The following is an 11,692-nucleotide window of genomic DNA, read 5'->3' as shown; positions in this document are numbered from 1 at the left end:
TAGATTACCAGCGTCTTTTCATTCTCCCTCTAAAGATATCTGATCCCCAGTTAAGAATAAGCCCAAGGAGGGCTGCGCCTGCAAGCCATAGATAAGGAAGGCCGCCATTAGATTTGAATATTATTGCTCTATAAGCGCTTCCAATTGAATCAAAAGGAATCCAGGTCCCAATGAGCTCTAACCACTCTGGCGCTGCGCTCAAAGGAATCATAGTTCCACTCAACACTGATTGATAAAAGACAATTGGAAGAATTAAAACCATCGCGGAAAGTCCGATAATAGTAAAAATTCCAAGGAAAAGCCAACTCAAACAGACACTAATCAGCCAAGGCGCTAGCCAAAGCATGATGAATGACCCCCATTGCAGAGTAGAAGTTGTCACAACGATTGCTAAAACCAAGCTGGAAGCTCCCATTGTCATTATTGGAATAACAGTTCTTACATAGGCTCTATTCAGAAGAGTCATTTGATTAGTTGCAAGAAAAAGCAGAACGGATCCAACCATCGCAGTCAGCCAGGTCACAAAATTCATGACAAAGGGCGACGGCATAGAGGCAAGGCTTTGGGCTTTATACAAAGTTTCATTTTCAATCATGATCGGAATCTCAAGGCTGGACTGCTCATTTTTAATTTTTGATAAACGAAGGTTTGAAACAAAAGTAGAGAGTCCCATCTGGAACATTGATGGGAGCTGCTTCGCAATCTGAGTTTCAGAGACAGTTAAGTGTTCTGTACTGATAACTTTGACAGCTATGCTGCGATCACTTAATGCTAGTTCTGAAAAATTTTCTGGAAAAATAATGACTGAAGAAATACTACCTTTAGACAGTGCTTCTTTCGCCTCATCCGCAGTCTTAAATAAACCCACTCTGAAGGGTAATGATCTAGACAATGATTTTATTGCCTGAGTTGAAATTCGAGGAATCGTTATACTTGTATCTAGGTTTACTATCCCGAGTTTAAAGTTCGATGCAATTTTTTCGGGATCGTTCGGAGCTGTCAGATTGAATAAAGAAAAGATTAATGAGATAAGGATTGGGACAATAACCGCTGCCCTAAATAATTTGCTACGACGAAAATCATTAAGTGAGGAGGGCATTAAACTGAACCAAAATAAATTAAACAATACATAAACTCGCCTATTTAGTCAAACTGGAATGGTTGTCTTCAAGAATCATTTCAGCTGCTTTCTCTGCAATCATCATGGTTGGTGCATTCGTATTGCCAGATACAAGTTCAGGCATGATTGAGGCATCAACAACTCTTAATCCAGAGACTCCATGAACCCTGAGACGATCATCAACTACACTTTCTTCATCATGTCCCATCTTACAGGTGCCGACAGGATGATAAATACTTTGACTATGATTTTTAGCCACTTCTAATAACTCCTCATCCGATTCAAAGGAATAGCCGGGAACATATTCATCAAGAATATTATTTTTAATCGAATTAGCCTTCGCAATTTTTCTTGCAACTTTAATAGAGTCAATTGCAATTTGTCTATCAGATTCTGTCGATAGATAGTTTGGAATGATTATTGGGAGATCGTTTGGATTTGAAGATTTAATTGAAACTTCTCCTCTACTTTCCGGCCTTAAGTTACAAATAGACATTGTAAATGCAGAAAATGGATGAACACCATCTCCAGGTTTATCAGCACTTAATGGCTGCATATGAAATTGTATATTAGGCCTTGAGCCGTCCAGGGAGGTATTGGTAAAGGCAAAGACTTGACTTGCGCTCAGTGTTAATGGACCCGTTCTAAAAAGCATATACTGAAGACCAATCAGCCCTTTCTTCCACCATGTGTTGAGCTCATCATTCAAGGTTCTTGTGTTAGTTTTATAAACCATCCTAACCTGGAGATGGTCCTGCAAGTTTTTTCCAACTGAAGGATTGTTATGAATTGTTTTGATACCCAGTTCACTTAAGTGTTTATCATCCCCGATCCCAGAAAGTTGTAATATTTGTGGTGAACTGATTGCTCCTGCAGACAGAATAACTTCTTTATTTGCATGAATTATCTGATTAGATTGTCCTTTATTTTGAGAACATTCAACACCAATCGCCTTTGACCCTTCAAAAATTACTTTTCCCAGTTGTGTATTGGTAACAATGGTCAAATTTTTTCTAGATCTAATTTTTCTGTTTAAAAATGAACGGTATGAGCTTCTTCTGAAGCCTTTATGTGTTGTTTGTTGAAAATAGCCAACCCCTTCTTGCTTCTCTCCATTGCAATCTGAGTTGAAAGGAATCCCTACTTCTTCAGAGGCTTGGATAAAAAGGTCAGCTATTTCTCTTCGAAGTCGGAGATTCGAAACTTTAAGTTCTCCATCAATACCATGAAATTCATTTGCACCATTTTCTTGACACTCAAACTTTTTAAAATAAGGAAGAACATCTTTATATGACCAGCCTTTATTTCCCAGCTTCTCCCAGTTATCATAGTCATGTCTATCGCCTCGGATATAGAGAAGTCCGTTAAGGGCACTGGAGCCTCCAAGTACTTTTCCTCTTGGCCAATCAATCCTTCTGTTATTTAAACCTTTGTCCTTTTCAAGTTTATACATCCAATCAAATTTGGGATTATTCATGGTTTTGAAATATCCAACTGGGACATGAAGCCAGATGTTATTGTCTCTTCGACCAGCCTCAATCAATAGAACCTTGTTTTCTGGGTCCAGAGAGAGTCGGTTGGCGAGCAAGCACCCTGCTGAGCCTGCACCAATAACAATGTAATCGTATTCCTTAAGCATTTTTATTTGTGTAATTTATTATCACTACCTATTCAATGTAGTTTTATTTTTTTAATAAAGATTAGACTAACTGGACTTCAATTATAGGTAAAACTTTAAAGCATCTAGTTATGAATAAAAAAATAGATTGACTTACGTTTTTTTTATAAATAGATTGAAACATATATATCAATTGATGTATACTGGTTGTTAGCTAAATGCATATTATATTGTGTGTTTAACTACTTATATATAAATTATTAGGAGATTTTATGTTTAAAAGTAAAGTTGGTTTATTGGCCGCTGCTGTCGTTGCGTTTAGTTCAAGCGCTATGGCTGATGGTCATATCCATTTAAAAATACAATCTGTATTAAACTCTACTGGTAGTGAAGTTGGCTATGTTAGAGATTTTGCAGAAGATGTTGCTGCATTGACTGATGGCAGAGTAACGATGGAAGTCCTCCCTGGAGGTTCTGTTGTACCTAACTCTGACCTTATTGATGCTGTAGACGCTGGTCTAATTGATGGCGGATTTGCATGGACTCACTACTGGTCTGGTAAGCACCCAGCAGCAATGCTGTTTGGCTCACCAATCGCTGGAGCTGGCCTTGGTATTGATAATATCGCATGGCTTTCTTGGTTCCACAGTGCGGGTGGTAAAGAGTTATATGATCAATTATGGGACGAGATGGACCTAAACGTTGTTGGCTTGATGCTTCAACCAGTTGGTCCTGAAGCGCTAGGTTGGTTTAAAGAGCCAATCAATAGTATGGATGACTTCCGTAAGCTAAGATTCCGTGCACCTCCAGGAATCCCAGGTCAAACATATAAAGATATTGGTGTTGCAGCTGTAGCTATGGGTGGTGGTGATATTCTTCCAGCACTTGAGAAAGGCGTAATTGACGCAGCAGAATGGTGCTGCCCAGAGCCGGACAGAGACTTTGGTTTCCAGAAAGTTCTTAAGTACTATTACCTACAAGGACTTCACCAGAACGTTGTGAATGCTGATATGTATATCAACGGTGACAGATGGAATGAAATATCTCCACGTGACCAAAGAGCGATCCATGTTGCTGCAAGAGCAGCAAGACTTGACTCTATGTCAAATCGTATCTATGCAAACGGTATTGCAATGGCAGACTTGCTAGAGCAAGGCGTTCAGCTAATGGATACGCCTGATGACTACTTCGTAGAGTTTATGGCTGCTGCGAATGCAACACTTCAAAAGAATGCTGATGAAAATGCATTCTTTGCTGAAGTATGGGCATCACAGAGAGATTTCGCTGAAAAAGCGGTACCTTTCTGGTCAGGAGCTCAGTCTTCTAACGCTAAGTTAGGTTTAGCTTTTGCGAAAACTTTACAGTAAAGATTTTTCGTAAAACTTAAAAACTAAGTTGCCAATAGTGAAAACTGTTGGCAACTTTTTTTTATCTAAATATGTTTTTTCTAACTTCAGGTTCTCCTTTATCCTGAAGTTAGAAAAGCCATATTAATAGAAGGGTTTTATTTAATGAATCCTAAAATTTGTTACAATAGCTGTAGTGTTTTTTTAGTTTTATAATTAGGTGCATTTATGTCAGAAAAAGAAGATATTGGTGAATTAGACATTACAGATGAAATGATCGCTGAGGGCAGATCATACACCGGGGTCATGCCGGATGATATGCCTAAGTTAATGGCAAAAACGATTCTCAGTATTGACCTCTTTAGTCTCAGGGTTGGTCAGATCGCATGCTGGTTGACCGTTCCAGTATTCACTGCCATGTTTATTGAGGTTGTGGGAAGACACTTCTTTGGCTCTCCAACAATGTGGGCATATGATATTAGCAGAATGGGTGCGGGGGCAATGTTTATGCTCGGTGCTGGTTATGCTTTATCCAAAGGTGTTCATATACGAGCAGACTTTATGTATCGAGATTGGTCGGTCAAGACTCAAGCAATCATTGATTTAACGCTCTACATATTATTTTATTTTCCTGGGATTATAGGCGCATCATGGGCGTGCTACAAGTATGCCTATAAATCTTGGTCAATCATGGAAAGAGGAATGGATACTGCCTGGATGCCTTTAATGTATCCAATAAAGTTTGCCCTATTTATTGGATTTATTTTCCTCTTAATTCAAGGTGTTTCAGAGGTACTTAAGTGTGTGTATGCAGTTAAAAATAGGAGATGGCCATGAGTCCAGAAGTTCTAGGCATTGTCCTAATATTAACCATGTTGTTTGCCATATTTATTGGCTTTCCAATTTCATTTACTTTAATTTTCTTAGGGGTCTTCTTTGGCTACATAGGTTTTGGAGATCTTGTTTTTTATTTAATGACCTTCCAGTTTTCTGGGAGTATGCTTGAGCAAACCCTCGCAGCAATTCCATTGTTCACCTTTATGGGTATTCTCATGGAGAAGGCCAACCTCATGGAGAGGTTGTTCACATCCGTTCAAATGGCTCTTGCCAGAACCAAAGGTTCATTATTTGTCGCAGTTCTTTTTGTTGCAACAATCTTTGGAGCGGCAACAGGAATTGTAGGTGCTTCGGTTACTATTCTTGGAATTATGTCTGCGAAGACCATGAATAGATCGGGTTATGACGTGCGTTTAGCAGCAGGAACGATTACGGCTGGCGGTACGCTGGGTATATTAATTCCGCCGAGTATTATGCTTGTTGTTATGGGCCCAATACTCAACGTTCCAGTAACAGATTTGTTTGCAGCAGCAATTATGCCTGGCCTTATGTTGGCTGTCCTTTATACAGGTTACACGCTGATTAGATGTCACCTAAACCCTAATTTAGGCCCAGTCGTTCCAGAGGACTTGATTCCAGATTCTATGAAAGAGGTTTGGGTGGAGTTCTTTAAAGGCTTGGTGCCACCCGTTCTTTTAGTCGGGTCATCTCTAGGAAGTATATTGGCTGGTTGGGCAACACCAACTGAAGGTGCTGCGATGGGAGCCGTTGGTTCAATATTACTAACTCTAGCCTACCGTAAGCTTACTTTTGAGTCTTTTAAAAGCTCTCTTCTAAAAACTTTAGAGATCACTACTTTAATTATGGTTTTGGTGTGTGCGTCTAACTTCTTTGGATCAGTATTTTCAAGACTGGGTACGCCAACAATGATCACAGAATATTTGATGCTGCTTGATCTTCCACCAACTGCGATTCTGTTAATCATTATGGCCTTTATTTTCTTGTTAGCCTGGCCATTAGAATGGGTTCCAATTGTGCTCATCATTATTCCAATTGTCTTGCCTCTTATTGAGCAACTAGGATTTAACCTAACTTGGTTTGGAATACTGGTTGCTGTTAATCTCCAGACGGCATGGCTGTCACCTCCTGTTGCCTTATCCGCCTACTTCCTCAAGGGAGTGGTCCCAGAGTGGGATTTGGCAGATATCTATAAAGGGATGATGCAGTTTATGGCGATTCAGGTTGTTGGACTTGCATTGATCATTATCTTCCCGCAAATTGTACTTTGGTTACCAACTTACCTCTATGGATAAAAAGAGAGCGGTTCAAAAAGGTTTGGTTGAAAAGTAATTAAGAATTAATTACTGAAAAATCGAATTACAGTGATTCACCGAATGTACTGTTTTGAGAGTGAATGTACTCGATGTCACTCGTATGAACGTATGATGTTCGAATCTCAATAGTTTCATTGTGATAGGTTTGACCAATCCGATCTATCTTAAGAATAGGTGAGCCTAACTCAATATTCAGTAGCTTAGAGATTTTTTCATTAGAAGTGATCGCTTTTAGTTTTTCTGAACAGTTAGTGATAAAGATATTAAATTTATTCTGATATAGATTGTAAATTGTGTTTGCTCTATTTTTAAAAATCTCTTCATTAAGTCCAGGAAATTTATCCTGAGAGATAATAATTTTATCAACGATATAGAATTTCTTATTCAGGCCTAGCTTGTTATAAATTTTATAAATAGCACTTCCAGTAGGAATATTTAAAGATTCAGCTTCAGCTTTAGATGCCTTCTTAGTTTCAAAAGAGATAAATTCGACAGTTGGACTTTCTTGTTTTTCAGTTCCATTTAAAGCAAAGTGAAAATACTCAAAAAGGAAACTGCTATTATCGTGCTGAAAGACAAAGGTCCCGAGACCTTGCTTGCGAATAAGAAAGCCTTCCTTTTCTAGAACGCCTACCGCTTTCCTGATTGTGCCAATAGATACCTGAAAAAGTTCAACGAGTGTCTTTTCATTTGGAATGAGTTGCCCAGGTCTGAGTTCATCTCTGTAAAGGCAATTGAATAGTTCATTGCGAATTTGTAGCCAAAGAGGCGTTTTACTGTCTCTATCGATATCAAATTTGAGATCAGTAATGCTCATAGATTAATTAATAAAAATCATTTAAAAAGAAGGCTTTAAGATCACCTTGGCTGACGCCATTGTACCATTGTGTAAACTTTGAAAAGCTAAATTCGTTTCTGATAATGGCATCTCTTCAATCCAGGATAAATCTCCAAAATCTCCATTTTCAATTGACTTTAATGCAGATCTAAAGTCCTCCATGTTGTAGGTATAACATCCCACAAGCTTTATTTCTTGGAGGGTTATTTTTCGAATATCAATGTTGCTACTCCAGCTAAGGAGTCCAACATTAACCACTACGCCTCCAGCTCTGACAGAGGAAACGGATAGTGCATTTGTTTTCTCACTTCCCACGCAATCAATCACGACATCATATGTGTCTTCCTTGACTGAGTCAGTAATTGGGTTAACTGGGTTAACACCAACATGATCTTTAACACAAGAATGACGAGCCTCATTCGTTTCAAGGACAGTCATTGTGACGCCATGAGACTTCAGTAAAAGTGCAGCTAGAAGACCAATAGCACCCGCACCGATAACAAGCACATTACACTCGCTGATTGGTTTGAAGGAGCTCTCTATGGCAAGATTGACAGCGTGGACTACTGTGGCTGCAGGCTCAGTCAGCGCTACATGGTTTGAGTTCATGGCATTGGGTGCATGAACAAGGCATTGATTGGGTATGGTCATGTATTGAGCAAAAGCACCTTGTCTGCTCATTCCTATCATATCTCTATCGCTACATAAGTTATCTCTACCCTGGAGGCAGTATTCACATTTTCCACACGTAATAAGTGGATTGCCTGTTACCTTTTGTCCTTTATGGGCACCCTCAACAATCTCACCACAGAACTCATGTCCCAAAATTAATCCAGGATTTCTTCTTGGATCCTTTCCATGGAATGCGTGCATATCAGAGCCACAAATACCAACCGACTCAATGCGCAGAAGAACATCATCATCGCGGTCAATTTGGGTAGAGTGATAATCATTTATAAAGGTCATTTCGTTAGGTGCGGTATATACCACTGCTTCCATTTTATCTATCATGCTGCTGAAAATCCTCCATCAAGAAATATAGTTTGACCCGTGACATATGAGTTAGCATCACTACATAAAAAGACGCTTATTCCAAATATATCCTTTTCTTCGCCGTTACGACCCATCATCGTTTTGTCAGCTAAAGTTTGTAATTTACCCGGGTCTTGGAATAATGATTCCGTTAAGTTGGTTCTAAAAAACCCTGGAGCTATGGCATTCACTAGGACGCCATCTTTAGAGTAAGCTTGCGCTAAAGCGCGTGTTAGTTGCATAATTCCACCTTTACTTGCGCCATATGGAATGCTATTATCAAAAGCCCTAAGAGATTGAAGTGAGGCGATATTTATAATTCTACCCCAATTATTTTCTCTCATTGAGTCTGCAACAAGTTGACTTAAATGGAAGGGTGCTGTTAAGTTAATATCGATTGTTTTTTGCCATTCATCAAGCGTAAGGTCCTCAGCTGAAGTTCGCAGATTAATTCCTGCTGCATTCACTAAAATGTCTATTCGGTTGGACTCTTGATGGATCAGGGAGACAACATTTTCAAGGGCTTCACTGGAAGTGACATCCAGTTGAATGAATCGCCCCTCAGTGCCCTGATCTTTTAATTCTTTGAGCGTTTCATCTGCATTATCTCGACTACTCGCAATCCAGACAAATGCGCCTGCTTTTGCAAGCGCAAGTGCCATCATTTTTCCTAATCCGCTAGTACCACCAGTTATCAGAGCAACTTTATTCTCAAGAGAAAAGTCTGACAAGCTCATGGTTTACTCTAATACTGGAGCGCCAAGATCAAAAGTCTCTTCAGGGAAGTATTTACTGAGTCTGACATCAGAGGCTCTTGCATGACCCTCCATCCCTTCCAGTCTGGAAATTCTCGAAGATGCCTGTGCAACCTGACGGGTTGATTCACGATCCATACGCTGCCATGTTAATACCTTCAAGAATTTGTGTGCTGAGAGCCCACCTGAGTATCGACCTGCTGCCTTCGTTGGAAGAATGTGGTTTGGACCTGAAGCTTTATCACCAAATGTAACTGTAGTCTCTTCTCCAAGGAATAATGAGCCGTAGCAAGTCAAGTTTTCAAGCCACCAGTCAAGGTCCTTGCATTGAACTTCAAGATGTTCTGCAGCATACTCATCAGAAATTTTAACTACTTCTTCATCAGAGTCACAAACAATCACTTCTCCATAATCTCTCCAAGCACAGAACGCTGCATCTTGAGCTGTTGGAGGTAGTTTTTCAATATACTCTGGTATCAGATCCATTACTTTTTCAGCAAGAGCCTCTGAGGTAGTGAATAGCCAACCAGGAGACTCATGACCATGCTCCATCTGACCAACTAGATCAATAGCAACAACATCTGCATCAGCATCTTCATCTGCAATGACTGCGACTTCTGATGGTCCTGCAAAAACATCGATTCCAACTTCACCAAATAAAGTTCTCTTCGCTTCTGCTACAAACTTGTTTCCAGGCCCAACAATAATATCTGCTTTCTTCCCAGTAAATAGACCATAAGCCATACTTGCAATCGCCTGAACACCGCCAAGCGTCATCACATGATCTGCTCCAGCAGTTTTCATTGCATAGAGGACATATGGATGAATACTCTTGCCTTTGTATGGCGTAGAGCAAGCAATAATGCAAGGAACTCCGGCAGCCTTTGCAGTGGCAATACTCATATACGCAGATGCAATATGGGCATACCTTCCAGTTGGAACATAGCAGCCCGCTACGTTAACTGGAAGTAATCTTTGGCCAGCTTCAACGCCGTTATTTTTAGTATGGAACTCTTCTATTGAGTCACGCTGAGCTTTTGCAAACGTGTAAACCTGCTGACAAGCAAAATCAATATCATCCTTGACGTCTTGTGGAACGTCAGCTGTAATTTCGTCAATTTCAGCAGCAGATAGTAAAATATCACCTGTCCAGGAATCTAATTTTTCAGCATAATCTCTGACAGCTTGCTCACCATTTTTATCAATGTTAGCGAGCATATCATGGACAACCTTTTGTGCTTCGAGTACATTTGATTCTGCAGACTTATCAGCTTTCTTTAAGTATTTCATATAATTTTTTAATCCAATTAAATTTAATTTATGCGCTTTCGTACAGGCGCGTTAATACAAACTCTTGATGACCCAGGATTTCTGCTGCAGTCATTCTTCCATTTGAAGTATGGATAAGAGATTCAAGCAGCATATCACCAGCTTGATCCATATTAATATCTCGCTTTAACAAAGCAGTTACATCAACATCCACATGCTCTGACATTGTTCTTACTGTCCTTGGATTTGCACAAACCTTAATAACAGGCAAGATTGGGTTACCAATAATGTTTCCTTGACCAGTAGGGAATAAATGAGCGACATAGCCAGAGGCTGCACATAGGGTGACCATCTCTGCAGCCGCAGAAGAAGAATCCATAAACCACAAGCCTTTACTGGTAGGCATTTCAGCTTTATCTAAAACACCATCAACGATACATTTTTTACCAATTTTTTGAATATTTCCAAGTGCCTTTTCTTCAATTGTTGTTAGGCCCCCTTCAATATTACCTTTAGTAGGCTGTGAGTCTGACAAGTCATCTGTTTTAAAACGCTCAATCATGTCTTGATAGCGATTAAACATAAACATAAATTGATCGGCAACAGCATCATTTGCACATCTTGCTTTAACTAAATGTTCACCACCTGTAATCTCTGATGTTTCACCAAAAAGCAGGGTGCTTTGTTTTTCATAAAGCTTGTCAAATGCATTTCCAACTGTTGGGTTTGCTCCAAAGCCTGAGGTTGTATCAGATTCGCCACATTTCGTTGAGACCCAGATTTCACTGATATCACACGGCTCTCTTTGAAGTCCTGAAGCGTAATGAACCATGTCATACGCAGCTTTAGAAGCATCAGCAATTGTTTGGATATCACCTTTCTTTTCAATAGAGAAGCCTTGAACTGGCTTACCAGTGGCAGCAATACCATCAACAATTTTTTGAGTCCAACCTGGCTCAATTCCTATGACAACAACTGCAGCAACATTTGGGTTAGCACCTGTTCCAATCATGGTTCTGAAATGGAGGTCTAAATCCTCACCAAATTGCAGCCTACCATATGGATGAGGCAGTGCAATCGTCCCTTTAATATTATTACTAACAGCTTCACAAGCAGCATTTGAAATATCGTCAACAGGGAGGATTACTACATAGTTGCGTATTCCAACTCTATTATTGTCGCGTCTATAGCCGTAGATTTTTTGATCTAAATTTATCATTACCACCTCTTTGTTTTAACGTTATGAACATGTAGATGGTCACCAACTGCAATTTTTGCAATTGTTCTGCCAATATCTACACCATATTTGATGACTGTATCATCTTCATTAAGGTCTTTAATCGCAAGTTTATGACCAATAGGAATATCTTGATTGATCTTAATGTCTATTAAGACATCCTGATCCATTATCCATCCCGTTATAGTGTCATTTGCTTTTAGACCTTCAACTGTAACAACGCCGACGGAATCGTCTTCGTCATGAACTATAAATTGAATCATGCCTACTCCTTTCTAAATAATTAAAAAAATCTGTGATTAAATT

Annotated in this window: 11 protein-coding genes; 3 read left to right on the top strand and 8 right to left on the bottom strand. The window is 39.5% G+C overall.

Annotation, left to right across the window (positions count from 1 at the left end):
- Window positions 1-4: 4 nt before the first annotated feature.
- Both AC5YGB_RS07970 and AC5YGB_RS07965 read right to left on the bottom strand, forming a co-directional pair.
- Window positions 5-1,099: an ABC transporter permease gene (locus AC5YGB_RS07970; protein WP_496137180.1), complete on the bottom strand. Its 1,095-nt coding sequence runs from the start codon at window positions 1,097-1,099 to the stop codon at window positions 5-7.
- Between the two features lie 40 nt (window positions 1,100-1,139).
- Window positions 1,140-2,759 (bottom strand): GMC family oxidoreductase N-terminal domain-containing protein, encoded by a 1,620-nt coding sequence (locus AC5YGB_RS07965; protein WP_496137179.1) that lies wholly within the window; start codon window positions 2,757-2,759, stop codon window positions 1,140-1,142.
- A gap of 251 nt (window positions 2,760-3,010) precedes the next feature.
- Here AC5YGB_RS07965 and AC5YGB_RS07960 point away from each other — a divergent pair, with 251 nt between their 5' ends.
- From AC5YGB_RS07960 to AC5YGB_RS07950, 3 genes are all read left to right on the top strand, one after another.
- Window positions 3,011-4,105 (top strand): TRAP transporter substrate-binding protein, encoded by a 1,095-nt coding sequence (locus AC5YGB_RS07960; RefSeq protein WP_020023561.1) that lies wholly within the window; start codon window positions 3,011-3,013, stop codon window positions 4,103-4,105.
- Between the two features lie 207 nt (window positions 4,106-4,312).
- Window positions 4,313-4,921, top strand: coding sequence for a TRAP transporter small permease subunit (locus tag AC5YGB_RS07955; RefSeq protein ID WP_496137178.1), 609 nt, complete (start codon window positions 4,313-4,315; stop codon window positions 4,919-4,921).
- Complete coding sequence (locus tag AC5YGB_RS07950; RefSeq protein ID WP_053819602.1) at window positions 4,918-6,234, top strand: TRAP transporter large permease; 1,317 nt, start codon at window positions 4,918-4,920, stop codon at window positions 6,232-6,234. The genes AC5YGB_RS07955 and AC5YGB_RS07950 overlap by 4 nt, the downstream gene beginning before the upstream one ends.
- Window positions 6,235-6,298: 64 nt before the next feature.
- On the opposite strand, the gene AC5YGB_RS07945 is transcribed toward AC5YGB_RS07950, so the two are convergent.
- Genes AC5YGB_RS07945 through AC5YGB_RS07920 form a run of 6 tightly spaced genes read right to left on the bottom strand, consistent with a single transcriptional unit; the run spans window position 6,299 to window position 11,649 of the window.
- A complete protein-coding gene (locus tag AC5YGB_RS07945) occupies window positions 6,299-7,072 on the bottom strand; it encodes a GntR family transcriptional regulator (RefSeq protein WP_020023558.1) in 774 nt (257 codons plus the stop codon).
- Between the two features lie 21 nt (window positions 7,073-7,093).
- Window positions 7,094-8,104: an alcohol dehydrogenase catalytic domain-containing protein gene (locus tag AC5YGB_RS07940; protein WP_496137177.1), complete on the bottom strand. Its 1,011-nt coding sequence runs from the start codon at window positions 8,102-8,104 to the stop codon at window positions 7,094-7,096.
- Window positions 8,101-8,862: an SDR family NAD(P)-dependent oxidoreductase gene (locus AC5YGB_RS07935; protein WP_020026571.1), complete on the bottom strand. Its 762-nt coding sequence runs from the start codon at window positions 8,860-8,862 to the stop codon at window positions 8,101-8,103. Before AC5YGB_RS07935 ends, AC5YGB_RS07940 begins: the two co-directional genes overlap by 4 nt.
- 3 nt (window positions 8,863-8,865) lie before the next feature.
- Window positions 8,866-10,170 (bottom strand): histidinol dehydrogenase, encoded by a 1,305-nt coding sequence (hisD, locus tag AC5YGB_RS07930; RefSeq protein WP_020028602.1) that lies wholly within the window; start codon window positions 10,168-10,170, stop codon window positions 8,866-8,868.
- Window positions 10,171-10,198: 28 nt separating this feature from the next.
- Window positions 10,199-11,368, bottom strand: coding sequence for a UxaA family hydrolase (locus tag AC5YGB_RS07925; RefSeq protein ID WP_496137176.1), 1,170 nt, complete (start codon window positions 11,366-11,368; stop codon window positions 10,199-10,201).
- Entirely contained in the window at window positions 11,368-11,649 is a 282-nt protein-coding gene (locus AC5YGB_RS07920; RefSeq protein ID WP_020023553.1) for a UxaA family hydrolase, read from the bottom strand. Before AC5YGB_RS07920 ends, AC5YGB_RS07925 begins: the two co-directional genes overlap by 1 nt.
- Window positions 11,650-11,692 lie beyond the last annotated feature (43 nt).

It is taken from the genome of Candidatus Pseudothioglobus sp. uisw_142, from assembly GCF_059512465.1.
The sequence above is the reverse complement of the archived record's forward strand: the minus strand, read 5'-3'. Positions and strand labels throughout refer to the sequence as shown.

Coding starts and splice junctions, on each gene's coding strand:
- AC5YGB_RS07960 (WP_020023561.1), top strand. CDS start 3,011: ATGTTTAAAAGTAAAGTTGGTTTATTGGCCGCTGCTGTCGTTGCGTTT.
- AC5YGB_RS07940 (WP_496137177.1), bottom strand. CDS start 8,104: ATGATAGATAAAATGGAAGCAGTGGTATATACCGCACCTAACGAAATG.
- hisD (WP_020028602.1), bottom strand. CDS start 10,170: ATGAAATACTTAAAGAAAGCTGATAAGTCTGCAGAATCAAATGTACTC.
- AC5YGB_RS07950 (WP_053819602.1), top strand. CDS start 4,918: ATGAGTCCAGAAGTTCTAGGCATTGTCCTAATATTAACCATGTTGTTT.
- AC5YGB_RS07970 (WP_496137180.1), bottom strand. CDS start 1,099: ATGCCCTCCTCACTTAATGATTTTCGTCGTAGCAAATTATTTAGGGCA.
- AC5YGB_RS07935 (WP_020026571.1), bottom strand. CDS start 8,862: ATGAGCTTGTCAGACTTTTCTCTTGAGAATAAAGTTGCTCTGATAACT.
- AC5YGB_RS07945 (WP_020023558.1), bottom strand. CDS start 7,072: ATGAGCATTACTGATCTCAAATTTGATATCGATAGAGACAGTAAAACG.
- AC5YGB_RS07920 (WP_020023553.1), bottom strand. CDS start 11,649: ATGATTCAATTTATAGTTCATGACGAAGACGATTCCGTCGGCGTTGTT.
- AC5YGB_RS07965 (WP_496137179.1), bottom strand. CDS start 2,759: ATGCTTAAGGAATACGATTACATTGTTATTGGTGCAGGCTCAGCAGGG.
- AC5YGB_RS07925 (WP_496137176.1), bottom strand. CDS start 11,368: ATGATAAATTTAGATCAAAAAATCTACGGCTATAGACGCGACAATAAT.
- AC5YGB_RS07955 (WP_496137178.1), top strand. CDS start 4,313: ATGTCAGAAAAAGAAGATATTGGTGAATTAGACATTACAGATGAAATG.